The sequence below is a fragment of the Streptomyces sp. CB02959 genome, assembly GCF_002803155.1.
Taxonomy (GTDB): Bacteria; Actinomycetota; Actinomycetes; order Streptomycetales; family Streptomycetaceae; genus Streptomyces.
Genome location: NZ_NNBP01000041.1, coordinates 1 through 18,262, shown reverse-complemented (window position 1 = coordinate 18,262; position 18,262 = coordinate 1). Strand labels below are relative to the sequence as shown.

The 18,262-nt window shown below is 68.3% G+C and carries 13 protein-coding genes; 7 read left to right on the top strand and 6 right to left on the bottom strand.

The window, feature by feature from the left end; genetic code table 11:
• Complete coding sequence (locus tag CG747_RS41720) at positions 1–1,353, bottom strand: molybdopterin-dependent oxidoreductase (RefSeq protein ID WP_100607121.1); 1,353 nt, start codon at positions 1,351–1,353, stop codon at positions 1–3.
• A gap of 480 nt (positions 1,354–1,833) precedes the next feature.
• Positions 1,834–2,043 carry a hypothetical protein gene (locus tag CG747_RS50290; RefSeq protein WP_257981079.1) on the bottom strand — a complete coding sequence of 70 codons (210 nt, stop codon included), beginning with the start codon at positions 2,041–2,043 and terminating at the stop codon, positions 1,834–1,836.
• 487 nt (positions 2,044–2,530) lie between these two features.
• Between CG747_RS50290 and CG747_RS41705 the strand changes: the two genes are divergently transcribed.
• Positions 2,531–3,256, top strand: coding sequence for a WXG100 family type VII secretion target (locus tag CG747_RS41705; protein WP_100607120.1), 726 nt, complete (start codon positions 2,531–2,533; stop codon positions 3,254–3,256).
• Entirely contained in the window at positions 3,253–7,173 is a 3,921-nt protein-coding gene (locus CG747_RS41700; protein WP_100607119.1) for a DUF6531 domain-containing protein, read from the top strand. Before CG747_RS41705 ends, CG747_RS41700 begins: the two co-directional genes overlap by 4 nt.
• 647 nt (positions 7,174–7,820) lie before the next feature.
• Here CG747_RS41700 and CG747_RS41690 read toward each other — a convergent pair.
• Both CG747_RS41690 and CG747_RS41685 read right to left on the bottom strand, forming a co-directional pair.
• Positions 7,821–9,353 (bottom strand): lyase family protein, encoded by a 1,533-nt coding sequence (locus CG747_RS41690; protein ID WP_100607117.1) that lies wholly within the window; start codon positions 9,351–9,353, stop codon positions 7,821–7,823.
• Between the two features lie 239 nt (positions 9,354–9,592).
• On the bottom strand, positions 9,593–10,351 hold the full coding sequence (locus CG747_RS41685) for a heparin lyase I family protein (RefSeq protein ID WP_100607116.1): 759 nt from the start codon (positions 10,349–10,351) through the stop codon (positions 9,593–9,595).
• 236 nt (positions 10,352–10,587) lie between these two features.
• Here CG747_RS41685 and CG747_RS50845 point away from each other — a divergent pair, with 236 nt between their 5' ends.
• The 3 genes from CG747_RS50845 to CG747_RS41675 are packed head-to-tail and all read left to right on the top strand — an operon-like array spanning position 10,588 to position 13,394.
• Positions 10,588–10,986, top strand: coding sequence for a D-arabinono-1,4-lactone oxidase (locus tag CG747_RS50845; RefSeq protein ID WP_308303842.1), 399 nt, complete (start codon positions 10,588–10,590; stop codon positions 10,984–10,986).
• A complete protein-coding gene (locus tag CG747_RS50840; protein WP_219621624.1) occupies positions 10,964–11,116 on the top strand; it encodes a hypothetical protein in 153 nt (50 codons plus the stop codon). The genes CG747_RS50845 and CG747_RS50840 overlap by 23 nt, the downstream gene beginning before the upstream one ends.
• 31 nt (positions 11,117–11,147) lie before the next feature.
• Complete coding sequence (locus CG747_RS41675; RefSeq protein ID WP_100607162.1) at positions 11,148–13,394, top strand: GH92 family glycosyl hydrolase; 2,247 nt, start codon at positions 11,148–11,150, stop codon at positions 13,392–13,394.
• Between the two features lie 1,214 nt (positions 13,395–14,608).
• Here CG747_RS41675 and CG747_RS41670 read toward each other — a convergent pair.
• Positions 14,609–15,814 carry an aromatic acid exporter family protein gene (locus CG747_RS41670; RefSeq protein WP_180985944.1) on the bottom strand — a complete coding sequence of 402 codons (1,206 nt, stop codon included), beginning with the start codon at positions 15,812–15,814 and terminating at the stop codon, positions 14,609–14,611.
• A gap of 519 nt (positions 15,815–16,333) precedes the next feature.
• Between CG747_RS41670 and CG747_RS41665 the strand changes: the two genes are divergently transcribed.
• On the top strand, positions 16,334–16,642 hold the full coding sequence (locus tag CG747_RS41665; protein ID WP_100607113.1) for a hypothetical protein: 309 nt from the start codon (positions 16,334–16,336) through the stop codon (positions 16,640–16,642).
• A gap of 171 nt (positions 16,643–16,813) precedes the next feature.
• Here the strand turns inward: CG747_RS41665 and CG747_RS41660 are convergent, their stop codons facing one another.
• Entirely contained in the window at positions 16,814–17,989 is a 1,176-nt protein-coding gene (locus CG747_RS41660; protein WP_100607112.1) for an acyltransferase, read from the bottom strand.
• Between CG747_RS41660 and CG747_RS48935 the strand changes: the two genes are divergently transcribed.
• Positions 17,988–18,262 (top strand): hypothetical protein (locus tag CG747_RS48935; protein ID WP_219621623.1); only part of this gene is annotated, 275 nt, incomplete at its 3' end. The two genes, CG747_RS41660 and CG747_RS48935, sit on opposite strands and share 2 nt — an antisense overlap.

Here is an 18,262-nt window from a genome sequence, read left to right as displayed (position 1 = left end):
TCACGTCCTGAAGGTGAGCCGGTGTACCCACTTGGTGTTGTTCACACCGGGGTTGGCCGGGACGATGACGCGGGCCGGGTAGCCGTGGTCGAGGGAGAGGTCCGCGCCGTTGACGCGGAGGGCGAGCAGGGCCCGGGGATCGTGGATCTGGTTGCCGCGCAGGACCACCGAACTGTAGGGGCCGGGCGGTTGGACCGATTCGACCAGGACGCTTCCGGCGTCAGGAAGGCCGGCCAGAGCGGCGAGATCGGTCAGTCGTAGGCCGCTCCAATCTTGGTCATCGGTGGACCATCCCTCCACGCAGGCGATCGGCAGCGCGGCCGCATGCTGGCGCATCGCGAGGAGCTGCTCACGGGTGAAGACCAGCGGCGTCGTCCGCGGACCGTGGAGCTCTAGCCGCCAGCTCGGGCCGACGTGCGCAGGGTTGACACCGACCGCAGCCGCCGTCTTGTTGATCTGGAAACCGGTCGGGCCGCCGCCGGGGTTGCGGTTGTGCGGGGCGAGCAGGGCAGTGTTGCGCAACCGGCCGCCGATGCTCTGCCCTGCGGTGACCACCAGCAGGAGCAGCGACCCCGCCCCCACCATCGCGACGGCGCCGCGCCGGGTCATCGTCGGTGCCGCGGGTGCGGCCGGCACCAGTCCGTCGGGGTCGGGGGGCTCGGGCCGGGTGTGTGCGAGGTCGGTGCGAAGTTCGGTCGCCAGACTGCGAGAGCGCAGAGCGCGTGTCATCCGGCCGAGCCTGAGGCTCACATGGACGACGAAGGCGGCGATGAAGACCCAGGCACCATAGAAGTGCAGGGTGTAGAACGAGCCGGGGAAGACGTAGAAGAGCTGGATGTTGAAGATGCCGGTGACGAACTCGAAGATGACCCCGCCCACCAACATCAGCAGGGACAACCGCTCCAGCCCGTGGGCGACCGACCGGACCGGCAGCCACTCGAACAGCTTCGGGATGACCGACCACAACTTGGCCAGCAGTACGGGGACGAGAACGACGCCGAGCGTCACGTGCACGCCTTGGGTCAGCCGGTACAGCCAATACGGATGCGTGGGCCAGTGGAAAAGGTAGAAGCCCAGCAGACCCTTGTCGGGAGTCATGTCGTTGAGCGGGCCCAGATCCGGGTTGTAGGCGGCATAGGAGAGCATCCCGGTGACGAAGACCACCGGGATGCCGACCAGCAGCACCAGTCCGAAGACCGACGTCAGCCACGGCCCGCGGATCGGACTACGCCAGAACCCAGGGCGGAACGGCCCCGGAGGCGCAGGCACTTCCCTGACCCGCTGCGCAACAGCCCGGAGGCGAGCGGCGACCGCGGCGGCACGTGCGGCCGCCGCGGTGGCGATCTGCTTCATGAGGCCCCGCGCGTGCGCCTCGTCCGAGGCCGGGCGCCTTGGTCCCCCGGCCGGGCCGGGAGCTGACGGCTGTCCGCCACTGCCCATCAGCCGTCTCCTCCATCTCAGGGCCACTCCCCCCTGGAGGGGAGCAGGCAGCCACCGTCACGCCTTCAGCACATAACCACAGGAACAGTCACAAAGATCTACTCCTCGACCGATTGCACGTACCTAGCCAGCCGAACGGTGGCACCCGGCCCCGGTTCGGCACCGGCGCCGTAGGAGCCTTGACGACTGCCGGGCATGCCCCATGCGCGCCCCGACGACGGCCGCGCCGAGCAAGCGGCCGATCACCGTGACCGTACGGACCGCTGCAAGGGCGGCGGCGGTGTGTACCGCCGCGATGGGAGTGCCGGGCCGGGGGCGGCAGGCGATGAGCACCCGAGTGCAGGGATGAGCGGCGCGGGCGACCGCCAACAGGTCGCCCCCGATCTGGGCCTCCTACTCCGCGGCCAGATTCAGCCAGGCCACCCGCAACGGCCCGATCCGGCGGGGCGGAGGCCGCAGCAGAATCCGCTGCGCCGTCTCGGCCACCGACGGCACGGGGTGGGTGGCGGTACTTCCGGGGTCGACTGCGTTGACGAGGATCGGGGTGTCTTCCAGTGCGCGGGCGAGCACGCGGGTGAGGGCGGTGAGCATGTGCTTGGCCATGGAGTGCGCCGGGGCGCGCAGGCTGGCGCCGAGGCCTGCCCGATGGGTCAGGGTCGGAAGACCGCAGCGTCTCATGCGGTGCAGCGCGGCTTCCGGTGACCTGCCAAAGGGCCCAGGCGGAGCGCAAGACGCCGAACCATCCCGATAGCGGAGCGATCGGGATGGTTCGGCAACGGTGCGTGGGGGTGCCGCGCCGGACGCCGTCGGGCCGGTTCGTCCTTGCGGTCCGGCCGTTCCAGATGGGCACCGAGACGGTCAGTGGCGTAGGACCAGAACTCCCCTCCGGCACAGCCCCTCTCCCTCGTCGCTGTTGTCGTCCTCGGCGCAGACCACGCAGGGGTGATGGCCGCATTGCGTCTCGCTCGGCACGCCCGACCCGCTCCACCACGGGCCTGGACCAAAACTGACCCTTGCTTTGCCTCCCCTTTGACCGGCGGCGATACGTTGCGACGACGGAGCTGACGGGTTCTCACCTGGGGGCAATGCGGTGGCACTTGAACTACCCGACGCGGTGGTGTCGCTTCTGGACTTCATCGGCGTCCAGTGGCCGAATGTCAACGAGGACAAGGTCCGGGAATTCGGCGGCCACGTAAGGGATTTCGCGAACAACATCCAGCAGAGCCACCAGGATGCCACCTCGTCGGTGGAGCAGTTGTCCGCGGTCTACCAGGGCGCGTCCTACGACGCTCTGATGGCCAAGTGGGGCCAGATGTCGTCGAGTCACATGAACGAGTTGGTGACCGGGTGCCATACGGTGGCGACCGCCCTGGACGTCGCGGCCGGTGTCATCGTGGGCATGAAGGCGGCGGCCATCGCCGAACTGGTCGTGCTCGCCGTGTCGTTCGTCGCGGACCAGGCCGCCGCGGCCTTCACCTTCGGTCTGGCCGAGGTCGCGGAGGCCGGCATCATCGCGGCGGCCCGCAAGGCGACGAGCTATCTGGAACAGCAGTTGGAGCAGTACGTCATCGGCCAGGTGATCGAGGCCGCCATCACCCCGCTCGTCGAAGTGGTCGGCAACGCGGTGAGCGGGCTCGTCTACGAAGGCACCACCAAGGCCCTCGGTGCGCCCGCCGGCGGGGGTGCGGGAGAAAGCTTCAGCGTCCATCCCGAGGAACTGCACGCTCGCTCGCAGGCACTGACCAAGCACGCCGAGACGGTGTCGGCGCACGCCGAGGACTTCAAGAGCAAGCTGAGCGGGGTGAGCTTCGCATGACGAACCGCATCGTCAAGGCGCTGGAGGACGGCGCGAAGCGGCTCGGCAAGACCCTCGGCGAAGACGCCGGCAAGTCGGTCAAGAACCTCTACCACGACACCGGCGACCGCCTGCGGCAGGTGGCGAAGAACCACGCCGAAACGGATGCCAAGCACGCGTCGGCGATGCAGGGCATCCTCAAGGGCCGGCACGGTGACATGCCCAAGGGTCCCCATGTATCCCCCTCCTCGTCACCGCACACGTCGGGTGGGCCTGGGGGCGGGGGCCCCAAGGATCCTCTGAAGGGCCCCAAGGGGCCTGTGAAGGGGTCCGGATCGGGTCGGCCGAACTCCTCCGGCCCCGCACCACTGCGGGACGGGGCGAATCGGGATGGGGTCGGATCGTCCAAACCCGCGGGCGGGCGCTGCAAGGGCGGCGACCCCATCGACCTGGTGTCGGGCGAGATGATCCTCACCGAGACCGACGTCCGCCTGCCCGGTCTGCTCGATCTCGTCGTCGAGCGCACCCACCTGTCGTCCTACCGGTACGGCCAGTGGTTCGGCGGCTCTTGGGCCTCCACCCTGGACCAGCGCTTGGAGGCCGATGAGCGGGGTCTCGTGCTCGCCACTGCCGACGGCATGCTGCTCTCGTACGACGTCCCGTCCCCGGACACCGCGGTCCTCCCCGACCGCGGCCCGCGCCGGGAGCTGCGCTGGGACGGGACACCGGCCGGCGAGATCCTCGTCACCGACCCCGGCACCGGGCACACCCTGCACTTCCTGCCGGCGACCGTGACCCCGGCACAGGCCGCGGCCGGCCGGGTAACCCTCCCCCTCCAGGCGATAACCGACCGCAACGGCCAGCGGGTTGACATCTGGCGCGACGACGACGGCACCCCTTTCGAGATCCGGCACAGCGGCGGGTACCGCATCGCCGTCGACACCGACAGCGACCGCGTCACGGCACTCCGCCTCCTCGGTACCGAGGACGGCGAGGCCGGCACCGTGCTGCGCCGCTACGGCTACGAAGACGGCCAACTCACCGCGGTCACCGACGCGCTCGGCCACACCGCGCGCTTCCACTACGACGAGACGGGCCGCATCCTCGAACGCGTCGACCGCAACGGCGGCTGGTACCGCTGGGAGTACGACGGCGCCGACCGCTGCGTGCGCGGCACCGGATCCGACGGCTACCTGTCCTGCACCCTCACCTACGACCCGCTCAACCGCACCAACCACTACACCAACTCCCTCGGCCGCACCACCGTCTACCACTACGACGAGCAGCGGCGCCTCACTGGCTGGACCAACGCCGAGGGCCACCGCACGCACCGCACCTGGACCGGCCCGGACCTGCTGGCCTCGGTCACCGACGAGCTCGGCCACACCAGCAGCTACACCTACGACGACGACGGCAACCTCACCACCGTCACCCGCCCGGACGGCCACTCGACCCGTGCCGCCTACAACGCACTGGGCCTGCCCGTCGAGATCGTCGAGGTGGACGGCGCGACCTGGCGGCACGAGTACGACGCCCGCGGCAACCAGGTCCGTACCACGGATCCGGCCGGCGCCGTCACCAGCTTCGCCTACGACGACGGACGGCTGTCCGCGATCACCGACGCCCTCGGTCACACCCGCACGGTGGCGAACAACGCGGCCGGCCTGCCGCTGACCGTCACCGATCCGCTGGGCCACACCACGGTCGTCGAGCGCGACGCGTTCGGCCGGGTGGGTTCCTACACCGACGCCTGCGGCCGCACCGAACGCTTCGGCTGGACCGCTGAAGGCAAGCCCGCCTGGCGGGAGTTCGCCGACGGCGCCACCGAGACATGGGAGTGGGACGGTGAGGGCAACATGGTGGCCCACACCGACCGCCTGGGCCAGGAGTCCCGGTTCAGCTACACCCACTTCGGCCTCCCCCTCACGCGCACCGCTCCCGACGGAACCACGCACACCTTCGCGCACGACACCGAGCTGCGGCTCACCAGCGTCACCGATCCGCGCGGCCACACCTGGGACTACACCTACAACGTGCTCGGCCACCTTGTCCGGGAGAGCGACTTCCAGGGCCGGGCCGTGGAGTACCGGCCCGACCCCACCGGCGAACTCGCCGCCCGCACCACCGCTGTCGGCCGCACCACCGTGTTCGTCCGCGACGAGCTGGGCCGCACCGTCGAGGAGCACTCGCCCGACGGCATCGCCACCTTCGCGTATGACCCGGCCGGCTGCCTGTTGGGGTCCGCCAACGCGACCACCACCGTCGCCCACACCTACGACGTCCTCGGCCGCAAGCTCTCCGAGGACATCAACGGCCGTACGACGAGCTGGACTTACGACGCGCTGGGACGGCGCACCAGCCGGCGCACCCCCAGCGGGGTGCTCTCCACGTGGTCGTACGACGCCGCGGGCCGGCCGGCCGCCCTCGACGTCGGCGGTGACCAGGTGGGCTTCACCTTCGACGACGCCGACCGGGAGGTACGGCGGCTCATCGGCCCCGACCTCGTCCTGTCCCAGGAGTGGGACGCCGTCGGCCGGCTCAGCTTGCAGGCCGTCACCCGCGGTGCCGACACCCTCCAGCACCGCGCCTACGCCTACCGCGCGGACGGCCACCTCCGCGGCATCACGGACTCGGCGGGCGGCACACGGCGTTTCGAACTCGACCCTGAGGGCCGGGTCACCGCCGTGCGCGCCCAGGACTGGACCGAGACCTACGCCTACGACAGCGCCGGCAACCTCACCCACGCCGAGGTCCCCGGCGACGAGAACGCCGGCACGGAGCGCACGTTCACCGGCAACCGCCTTGAGCGGTGCGGACGTCACACCTACGCGTACGACGAGGACGGCCGCATGGTGCGCCGCATCACGCGGCTCCTCAACGGCCAGACCCGCACCGCGTCTTTCACGTGGAACACGGCAGACCAGCTCACCGACGCCGTACTGGCCGACGGCACGCATTGGACATACGAGTACGACACGGCGGGCCGGCGCACCGCCAAGCGCCGCCTCGACGACGACGGGCACGCGGTCGAGGAGATCCGCTTCGTCTGGGACGGCACCCGCCTCGCGGAGCAGGTGACGTCGGACGGCACCGCGACCACCTGGGACTACCACTCCGGCACCCACCGGCCACTCACCCAGACCGTCGTCCACGCCGGGGGCCGCGTCGACTTCCACACCGTGGTCACCGACGTCTCGGGCGCCCCGACGGAACTGGTCACCCCGGACGGACGGATCACCTGGCGGCTGCGCACCACCGCCTGGGGCATGCCGGTCGGCGACGGGCCGGCGGACACCTGCCCCCTGCGGTTCCCCGGCCAGTACGCCGACCCCGAAACCGGGTGGAACTACAACTACTTCCGCCACTACGACCCGGAGACGGCCCGGTACCTCACCTCCGACCCGCTGGGGCTGGTGGCAGCCCCCAACCACTACGCCTACGTCGACAACCCGCTCACTGTCGCCGACCCCCTCGGACTGACGCCGCAGCGGGGGCCCAACGGCCGCTTCCTCCCGAACCCGAACGGCCCGGCGAACCACAACCGCGACACCGAATACCCCGGCAGCTACCGGCAGTCGACCCACGACGCCATGACGAGCAAGTGGACGGTCGAGGGCCAGGCACAGGGCGGCGTCCCGCGCTTCCCCGCCGGGCACCCAGAGGCCGGCCAGCGGATCCCGAGGGACCAGCTCACCTGGTTCAACTCCAAGGGCGAGTCGGTGCCCGCCGGAAAGGACCAGCTCACCTACGAGCACCTGCACCCGGTCGTCGACCACTGGAACAAAACGGGCTACAACTCCGACCGCGCCACCCGCAATGACTTCTACAACGACGCCAATAACATGGAGCCCATGTCCCGCAAGAACAACTCCAGCGGCGGAGGCAAGATGACGTCCACCTACACCCAGAACACCGGCCCGAACTACTCCTGCACCTGAGCACGAACCCCACCCCCAGAGGAGCCACCCACCATGGACCTGACGTCGAAGCTGGCCGCCCAGCCCGGCGCCGAGCCCGTACCCGGCGTGTCGGACGCCTGGCACTGGTCACGCATGATCTTCGCGTTCGACGCCACCGTCGCGGGGGACCGCGTACTGGAGATGCGCGTCATGGGCGAGTACGACCCGGCACTGGCCCGCGCCGTGCTGGAACTCGCCCGCGACCGCGCAGAAGAGGTCATCGGCGGCGACCGTCCGCTCGTGACACTGGACGGACTCACCTGCCCCGGGTGGGACTTCGACACGGTCGCCGCCGTCGGACCGGAGGTGCACGAGTACCACGGCCAGGAGGACACCGACCTGCACAAGGCGACGGTGGCGCTCTTTCCCGCCTGGCGGCAGGAGTTCTCGGGCTCCGAGACCCTCGCGGAGGCCCGCCACCAATTCGACCGCGGCCTCCAGCCGACGCGACTGCGGCGCGACCCGGTCCCCTTCCTGCGCATGCGCTACCGCAACGAGCGCACCGGCAGCCACAGCGAAGGCCCGGACCGCGGCCTGGCGACCCTGGACATCCTGCGGCACGAACTGTCCCTCCTGCCCGGCTCCCCCGGCAGCCACGTCGAGTGGGAAAACCGCCTCGGCGCCGTCTACCGGGCCGAGTGCGGGGACGACCTGACGGTGCACGGACCGGACGGATCGAGCCGGACGACCGGAGACGACCTCGTCACGCTGGCCGAGCAGTCGGTGCTGCGCCCGGAGGAAGCCTCGTGACCGCCACCCGCGCCCACACCGCCACCGGGGCCGTCCACGACAACCCCACCCCGGAAACCCTCTACGACCTCCTCAGTGAACTGAATCTGGCACTTCCGTTCCTCGTCGTGGAACGCGCCGACGGCCGCGATCCGGAGCAGCACTACATCCAGGTCCACCTCGCGGAGGACGGGAGTTGCCTCGTGGAGTACCGCGACGGCGGACCCGACCAGCACTTCCGCACCATCGTGGCGCCGCCCTACGCCATGAAGGGCCACGACGAGGTCGCGGCCCTCGTGACGAGTTGGGCGCAGGACGACGGCGAGTGGCGCCGGCGGGGCCACTGGCAGCGCGTGCAGGTCTGAGCAGCCGGGGTCGCAGAAGAGAGGTTTGATTCTCCATCTGCTGGAGGGATGGGAGTCAGAGTTCAGTACCCGAGCCTCTGGCCTGGGAACTGAACTCTTTTCTGCGCAGTCGTGAGGACTGATCCGCGCACTTGTCCGTTCAGTGCGCAGACGCGTACCCGGATGGGCCGTCGCGTAACAGCCGGCGCCGGCCATGGCGTCCAGACCGCCCTGGGCGGCGAGTTTGTTCCGCGCGGTGGTGAACGGGTAGCCGGTCGCGTCGGCGATCTCCGCCGCGACCTCCTCGCCGAATCCGGGTGGGGCGTTGCGCCCCGTCCCCACTGCGGTGCCGCCCATGGCGAGCTCGTACAGGCCCGCGGCGGCGCTGGTCACCCGGTCGATGGCTTGTTGCAGCTGGTGGGCGTAGCCGGACCATTCCTGTCCCACGGTGAGGGGTACGGCGTCCTCCAGGTGGGTGCGGCCGATCTTCACTACGTCGTGCCACTGCCGGGCCTTGTTCTCGATGGCGTGCTGGAGCGCCTGCACGCTGGGCAGCAGGTGCTCGTGGATCTCCTTGACCGCGGCGATGTGCATGGCGGTGGGGAAGGTGTCGTTGGAGGACTGCCCTGTGTTGACGTGATCGTTGGGGTGTATCGGGGACTTGCTGCCCAGTTCCCCGCCGGCCAGTTGGATGGCGCGGTTGCTGATCACCTCGTTGGTGTTCATGTTGGACTGCGTCCCGGAGCCCGTCTGCCACACGTAGAGCGGGAAGTGATCGTCCAGTTCGCCCGCGATGACTTCGTCGGCCACCCGTTGGATCAGGTCGGACTTCCAGGCCGGTAGCCGTCCGGCGCGCCCGTTGACGGAGGCGGCGGCCTTCTTGACGTAGCCGTAGGCGCGGTAGACCGCTTTGGGCATCCGGTCGTCCCCGATGGAGAAGTGGATCAGGGAGCGTTGGGTCTGGGCGCCCCAGTTGCGGTCCGCGGGGACGTCGATGGCCCCCATGGAGTCGGTCTCCCGGCGGGTGCCGGTCGCGTGCAGTCCGATGGGGATGTCGCGGATCTTCGTCGTTGCGTGCCTTGCCATCGGAATTGCGGTGAAGCGATGAGACCCGCCCCGCCGCCACCGGGCGGGCGACGAACCCGACAACACCCACCCACTCCGACGCTGACCCCGTGCGTGCCGCTTGATCCAGCACCACCCACCTGATGGCGCACCCGCGCACTGCAGGATAACCTCATGCCCCACCCGCTCGTCCCCACCACCGAAGGCCCTGAAAGGCGGAGGCCAGCCGGTTGAGGAAACCGAATCCGACGACCGCCCTGTCAGCCCGTCACATCTGCCAGCGTGTGCCCCATCTTGATGGTGGTGAGCCACTGGGTCGCGGTCTCTGGTGCCGGGTGGTACAGGCCCCATTTGAGGTAATCGCGGGTGCCGTCGTAGGTCGTTCCGGTGAAGGTGAACGACCCGTTGGACAGCTTCTGTGGCACGCCGTTGAACCAGAACTGGATCGAGCCGTTTTTCCGGTCCTCGGAGATCCGCAACGCGAAATCGTTCCATCGGTCGTTAACTGCCTTGGTGCTCCACAAAACGATGCGCGTGTGCTGGTGGGTCCAGCTCTGAAGCTGGATGGAGCCGCGGTTCACCTCCAGTACGACGGGGTGGTTCGCGGTCCCGTCGCTCGGACTGCACTTGAGCTGGAAGATGTAACGGCTGGTCGAATCGGTGATGTGGAACTTGGACGACCAGCCCAGGTAGTAGGTGCTGCCCGAAGCCACCGTTGGGCCGACCGGTTCACAACGTTCGACGTTCGCCCGCTGTTTCGCCTGCCACACCAGACCCTTTTCGGTGTCGGTCTTCGTGGTGAAGTCGTTGGTAGGGCACTCGACGGACGAAAACTCACTCGCCCCCTCGTGCGGGTCAGCTGACCACAGCAGTCCCTTGGGGCTGGGTCCCACGGTCACAGTGGTGCGGGCGGGGACGGCCTGGACGGGCCAAGCGAGCACGGTCGCGCCGCCGAGCACGCCGGCCAGCAGCGCCGCCGTACAGAGTCGGCCGGCGGTGGAACGAGGGCGTCGTATCACTAATTCCTCCTTGTGTGACTCCCTTACGGGAGCGGTCTGTTGGCGCTGGCATACAGGATCGGTGTCCTCCTGCTGCGCACTGCGCTTGCGCCGGTCGTGCGTTCCGCATTGAAGGCGATGGTTCACCCGACGAGGGCATCTGGCGAACTGCGTTCGTCTCAGGCCCGGTTCGGGAGCCGCACGGCGGCCCGCCCGCGCCTAGTACTGCAACGGTGCCTATCGTGACAGGTGAGCAGATGAGCAGACTAGTACTACAGCCGGTGGTGTCACTGTCGGTTGCGTCGGGTGCGGCAGTGGCTGGCTCGTGCTTCTTCAGTTCCTCGCGTTCGGCCAGCGTTGCGGGCATGCACTCATCCGCAGCCGTCGGACCACAAGAGCGGACTCCCCGGCACGACCGAGACATGGCGCAACTGGACCGGCAACGAAGAGGCCCGGCCCGCGCTCGTCCGCCGGCCGGAGAGCACGGCCGAGGTGGCCGAAGCCGTCAGGGACGCGGACCGGGACGGGCCTGCGAGGACATCCTCGGCTCCTACGGCGGCCGCCCCCACTGGGGCAAGATGCACGCCCTCGACGCCGCGGCCCTGCGCCCCGCTCCCCCACTTCGACGACTTCGTGGCCCTGCGCGACCCCCTTGACCCGACCGGCCTCTTCGCCAACCCTTACCTCGACCTCGTCCTCGTCCTCGTCCTCGTCCTCGTCCTCGTCCTGGAGGCAACACCCATCGTCGGCTATCCCGGCGCGTCACACCCTCGTAGGAGCAATTGACAACGATGTCAACCCAGTGAAGGAATTCTTCATGCGCAACGGCAGACCCCCAATCCCCTTGGCGTGGGCCTTTGTTGTGGCGATGGCGCTGGTGGCGGCATTCGCCCCGCCGTCGTCCGCCGTCGCCGACCGGACGGACACCGGGCGGTCCAATGTGGACCTGGTCAACCCGTTCATCGGCACATCGGGCGAGAGCGACACCGAGTACGGCGGGATGATCCCGAGCACCGCCCCGCCGTTCGCCATGACCCGCTGGTCGCCGATGACCCGGCAGAACTACGTCAGCCACACCCCGTACCACTACAGCGACACAAAGATCAGCGGCTTCATCGGCACCCACCAGCCCGCGATCTGGATGGGCGACTCCGGCTACGTGACGGGAATGCCCGGCGTCGGGTCGGTGAAGACGTCGGTCGACGACCGGGCACTGCCGTTCAGCCACGCCGACGAGCACGCCGCCCCCGACCGCTACTCGGTTCTCCTGCAGGCCGGTTCGGGCCGGACGCTGAAGGCGGAGTTGACCGGGACGTCGCGCGTGGGCATGTTGCGTACGACATATCCGGAGGGCACGGACACCAACTTCGTTCTACAGGCGACCCGTTCGGGCATCACCGGCAACGTGCACGTCGATCCGGCCGCCAGGGAGATCACCGGCTACAACCCCGACCGCCAGGACAGCAACCTCGGCCCGTTCAAGGCGTCGCACTTCAAGGGCTACTTCGTCGCCCGCTTCGACACCGCCTTCGACAGCTACGGCACCGCCACCGGAGCGGCGCTGCATGAGGGCCAGGACGACCGTACCGACGGCGACCTGTCCGCGTACGTACGCTTCCCCTCCGGCACCCGGACCGTCCAGGTGCGCATCGCGACATCGTTCATCTCGCTGCCGCAGGCACGCGCCAATCTGGCCGCCGAGGCCCCGGACGACCGGCCCTTCGAGCAGATCGCCGGAAAGACCCGGGCACAGTGGAACGAGAAGCTCAACCGGGTCAACCTGCGAGGCGCGACCGCCGATCAGCGGGCGATCTTCTATACGTCGATGTACCACGCCCTGCAGTACCCGTCGGAGAACTCCGAACACGGCCGCTACTACAGCGCGTACGACGACCAGGTCCACTCCGGCGTCAGCTACACCGGCTACTCACTGTGGGACACCTACCGTGCCGAGAACGCCTTCCTCACGCTCTTCGCCCCCGAGCGGATCAACGGCATGGTCACGTCGATGCTCCACGACTACCGGGAGGGCGGCTGGCTGCCCATGTGGAAGAACCTCACCGAGACCAACATCATGGTCGGCACCAACGCCGACTCGGTGATCGCCGAGGACATCGCCAAGGGCTTCACCGGCTTCGACCGCAAGCTCGCGTACGAGGCGGTGCACAAGGACGCGACATCCCCGCCGGACAAGGACACCGAACTCGCCTACTACGACCGCCAGGAGGGCACTCCGGTCGAAGCGCGGGCGGGCCTGACCACGTACAAGCAGAACGGCTGGGTCGCCGCCGACCACACCGCCGAATCCGCGTCCCGCACGCTTGACTACGCGTACGAGGACTGGGCGGTCGCCCAGGTCGCCAAGGCGGTCGGCAAGACCGACGACGCAAAAATGTTCCTCCGGCGCAGCGCCAACTACAAGAAGCTCTACAACCCGGCCACCGGCTTCATGCAGGCCCGCAACCTCGACGGCTCCTGGGCCGGCGACGAGTCGGGCTGGACCGAGGGCGACAAGTGGGTCTACACCCTCGACGTCCTGCACGACGTGCCGGGCCTGATCGATCTGATGGGCGGCAAGAAGAAGTTCGCGTCGTGGCTGGACAGCTACTTCGCCGGCGGACACAACAACCACACGAATGAGCCGAGCCACCACGCCGCCTACCTGTACGACGACGCGGGCCAGCCGTGGAAGACCCAGGCGAAGGTGCGCGAGATCGCCGCGGCGAACTACGCGAACCGCACGGACGGCCTCAGCGGCAACGAGGACTGCGGGCAGATGTCCGCCTGGTATGTGCTGTCCTCGCTGGGCATCTATCCGGTCAACCCCGCATCGGCGAAGTACGCCGTGGGCAGTCCGTTCTTCGACCGTGCCGAAGTTCAACTACCGGCCGCTGAACGCCCATTGGTGATCACCGCCAAGGGGGCGGCGAAGAACCCCTACATCAAGTCACTGTCCCTGAACGGCCGAAGCGTCAACCAGCCCGTACTGAGCCACACCGACCTCCTGAAGGGCGGCAAGCTGCGCTTCACGATGAGCGACACCCGGCAGAGCTGGGGCTCCTGACCGGCGCCGGCGCGAACGAGGCAGGAGGCGAAGGAGAGGCAGGCACGGGCTCGCTCGGGACTCATGGGATTCGACACCCTCATGGTCACCGGGCCCGTGCCTGCACCCCGTTCGTTCGAGGGCAGGAGACGGGGCTGTCCGGTCGTCGGTCGGGGGGGCCGCTGCCGAGGCGGGACCACCCGTCGCGAGGAGCCCGGCTGCTGCGACCGTCACAGAAGCAGCCGCGACAGCAGCGCGTCGCGTAATCCTGAATGCCGTGATCTTTCCTCCTTGCTTACCGCATGACCTGCGCAACAGGCCGCGGGGGCTTGCCTTCGGTCAAGCACTGACGACAGCACACGGAAGTGGTTGAATTATGAACCATCTGGAGGGTGAGGTGCGCCATGCCCCGAAGAGCCGTCGCGTCGGAATATTTGCAGTGGCTTCATCGGTCGACTGCCGCGCGGGGCCGAGTGGTTGGCGGAGCGGCTCCTTCTTCTTCGCGCCGATGCTGACGACCGGCTCGCCGTCGACTTGGCGCTACGTGACCTGCCCGTTGATGGAGTGGAACGGGGTGTTGCGGTCCGGGTGCTGCTGACCCTCCAGGGTCCTGGCCTCGCCTGAGGCTGAAGCCGTACCCCTTTCACCGACCGACCGGCCGCGACCGCCGAGACGGGCGACCCCGACGGATCAGCTCCTCGGCGAGCTTGCGCCCCGGCCCGGCCGCCGTACTCGCTCGCCGCGGCGACATGGGCAACGGCTTGTACACCGTCGCACCCGAGCAGCGCCGCCCCGGTCTCCGGCGCCGGCCGATGCTGCCCCTCGCTCAAGGGCAGCAGCACAACGCCACCAAACGCGCGGTCGGTTGACCGCACACTACTCCGAGCCGCCATGCCTGATCGACGACGGCTGCGGCCGGAGGTGACGCCTTGTTTCCCTCCGGCTCCAGTGGGCGATGCAGGCCTGTGCGACGGCCAGCGGCCGGATGGCGTTCACGGCGCCACCACCCGGTCGGGCAAGTCGCGGTGCGACCCAGGAGCTCCTGCCCGTCAGGGCGCGCCGGTAGCCCTCGGCTCATGACTCCTTGGGCCCCTGCGTGGGGCAGGGGGCGTGAGGGTGCCGGTGGGGCGGGATGCGGGGTGACTGATCCGCTACGGGGCGACACCAGGTGCATTTGCGGATCCGACCTGAAAGTCCGGCGCGTCGAAGGCCGCGCGGACCGGTGAAAACCTCGGTCAGTGCGCGTCCGCGCGGTCGAGGTCGGCCAGCAGCCTTTCCGCGTCGGTCATGAGTGAGCCGTAGACGTGCCAGGCGCCCGGCTCGGCGAGGGTGCCCCGGGCGATCATGTCGGTCATGGTGTCGTGCCAGGCCAGCGTGCCGTCGATCGCTCCGCGCAAGCGTTCACGGGGAGATGCGTCCGGTGAGCCGCTCGCCGGGCCCGGTTCGGCGAATGCCTGGACGGCGGCTCCCGCCAGTTGGAGGGTTTCGGCGTACTGATCAAGGAACTGGTGCCCCAGGTGGTGATCGGCGTGGTTGTCATGTGCGTTGTCGGCCAGGGTCCGTGCAATTCCGCGTACCTGCATCGACATGCCGCGCAAGGCCATGAATGTGTCGTTGAAGTTCGTCTCCTTGCGTCGCGTGCGCGCGACGCAGCGTGTGTTCCACCGCAGGCTCTCGTCGGCCTGTCGCACCTGTTCCTCTGCGCGAGTGAGGTGTTTGTCCAGGTTGCGCGCCTGGTGCAGCCAGTTGTGGGCCTTCGGGGTGAGCTGCCGCCGAGAGAGGCCGCCACCCATGTCCTGCAACAGGAGTCCCATGGACCGGGCGAGATCGCGTACGGCGGAATCGGACTCGTTCAGGTAGAGCGGTGGCAGGACGAGGGCGTTCACCGCGATGCCCACGGCCGCGCCGGTGAGTGTCTGGAGCGCGGGGGACACGAGACTGCCCATGGGATTGGTTGCGGTGGCGGCCAGTGCGATGACTGCGGTGGAGGCGATCTGGAGACGGTCGTCAGCGGTGCGGCGGGGTCCTGCCAGGACCGCGATGACTGCGATGACCGCGACGGCGCCCGCGGTCGGTCCCAGCAGCCGGGCCGTCGCGAGGGCGAGGACCAGCCCGGCCACCCTGGCCACAACATTCTGTGTCGCCTTGGTCACGGATTGGTACACAGTGGAGGCGTTGACCATGAGCAGAGCGGTGGCGACCGCCATGTAGGGCCGACCCTCGGGGGACCATGGGCCCACGATGCCCCAGGTGAGCAGTGCCGCGATGAGGGTTTTGGCGCCGTGAACCACATGGTCGGCCCGTTTGGCGCCGAGCCGGCCGGCGAGGCGAGGTGGCGGCCCTGTCGTCGTCACTGGCGCGCACCTCAGTCGAATGGTTGAATATTGCACGACATCGATGATGGCATCGTTTGTCCGTTTTGAACGGGTGACGTCGGCCACGGTCACCGTGGTACCCCCCGGCGCACCGTCTTCGCTGCTGTCGCGCCCGCCCGTCACTGTCAATGCCGAGCGGGGGCTCAGGTGTGAGCCGGGAGTGAGCCTGGGTGTCGATCAGCCGGAGGACTTCGTCATACGCCGGCAGCGTGGCCTTGGTGCACAGTGCAGCGGCGATGCCGGCCTGGAGATGGTCACCACCAGTACCCGCGGATGGCGTGGACAGGGCGGTCGGGGTGGTTCCCATGATGCGACTCCTCGAAAGCGGGGGTTCAACCACCGCCGCCCGGCGCGAGGAGTGGCCGGCCTTACGCGCCCCCGGCGACGTGAGAAGAGTCAACCGCCGTCCGCACAGACACATCCGCAACCTGGTTGCGAGGCAGCAATTCATTTGCGGGTAAGCCTCTTTGGGGTCTTCGCGGCAAAAGTGTTGCGGCACGGGCTCGTGTCATCCTCGGAGAGCATGCACACCTCAAGGCGCTCTCGCTGCGTGAGGTCGCCCCGTTCCCCCGCCGCGCCGGGCTGGTGGTCGTTGGCGGCTACCGCGCGGCCTTCGGCCTCTCCACCGTTGCCGCGCTCTGGATCTGCCTCACCGGCGACGCCGCCACACTGCCCCGCTGGCTCCCCCGCGCACTGCCCGCCCCAGTCGTCGCCGCCTTCGCCACAGCCCACTTCACCTACAACTCCCTCACCGCCGGATACCTCCCACCCGCAACCGGCCCCCTCCTGGACACCACAGCCCTCGCCGGCGCAGCCCTCAGTCTGTGCGCGGAGGTACGGAAGCCGCCCGGCCGGCCGAAGCGCCAATCAGGCACCAGCCACCAGGCCGGATAGGCGACCCCCACTGACCGCTGACCGCACCAGATCAACTCCGAGGGAGGTCTCGGCGACGGCGGGCTCGGTGGGCGATGGCGGGCGCGGTGATGGCTGCAGTCGCCTGCCCGATGCCGCGCCCACCCTTCTTGGGAGTTCCGCCAGTGGCGTGGCGGGTGCCCTCGGCGTCGATCAACCCTGTGAAGAGGGTTCGGTGATGGGTGACTGTGCAATTTGTTTGGGTTGGCTGCTGGGTCGGTGATTTACGGTGGTCAAGCGCTGGAAGCAGGGACGTTCAATAAGTGTGTACAGCAGCCAGGACGCCACCAGGGCCACAAGGAAAGCGACGCACGCGGAGGTCACCGCTCCCCACCCACTGCAGTAGTAGAGGGTGACGGCCAATATCATTGCGTGGACCAGGTAGAAGGCGTAGGAGACGTTACCCAGCAGCACCATTCCTGGCGTGCGGAGCAGGGACCTTGCGCCGTGTGCGTCTCCCGAAGCCACAGCCCGCACGGTCAATGCGACCGGGATGATCGTGATCGCACTGAAGTAGAAGGGCGCGGGGAGTACTGCGATGCCCAACGGCAGGCAGACCGCCAACAGGGTGACGGAGGGAATGACTCCGATTCGACCTACGGACCCGTTCGCGTGCATCCGGGCGAGGGTCATTCCCAAGATGAATTCAGGCAATCGGCTTAGCGGGAACCCATAAACGAGTCCAAACTGAGGCGCAGTGAGTCTGCCATTCATGAAGCCATGGGGAAGTAGCTGCCCGTGCAGTCCCAGCGAGATCAGCGGGATCACCCAGGTGGCCGCCACAGCGCCAATCGCCGCGATGAGGAGCCACTGCTGACGGAGCCGCATCACCATCGGAATCAGTAGCGGGAACAAGAGGTAGAAGACCAACTCGCATGTCAGGGACCAGGTCACAGGGTTGCCGGCGAAGAGGAACTTCGGCAGCGGGATCAGGTTATTGATGAGCAGGGCGTTAGCCAGGTCACCCAGCCACGAAGGCGCAGGATGCGGCAATTCGTTATCCTGCCTGGGCATTCCCGCCCACCGGAAGAGCGATATGAGCGCCACCCATACCACGAGATGGTTGGGGTAGATCTTCGCTATTCGCCGCCGCCAGAAGGACCGAGCCGTGTCTGTCGACTGCGCCGAGAGGGTGAGCACGAAACCGCTGAGCACGAAGAAGAGCGAGACCCCCACCGCCCCCAAGAGGAAGAGGACAGGCGGAGGCCAGCCACCTTCGTCTCTGGCTGTCAAGAGCGCGGCGTGGCATACGAACACACCTAGCGCCGCAAAAAACCTCAGCCCGGTGAGCGAAGGAAGCCGGGTGAACGAGACGAGGGAGATCTGCATGAGGCTCCTCAGGCGCGCGAAATCCCCCACCTCGACGATTGCAAGGCCCAGCGGAGACGGCCCAGCCAGCCACAAAAAGGCCGACCATCTCGCGACTACTGCCGGAACACTCTCCGCGACGTTACTCTGCGATGAAGCCTTCGGCTCGCTGAAAAATTCCACCAGACAGCTGGGCCAGGCAGCTGACGCCAGGAATTCATGTCCCGAAAATCGTGACCGCCATCCGGCGTACCTGCCGGGACGGAGCAACAGTACTGACTTCGGCTGGTCAGG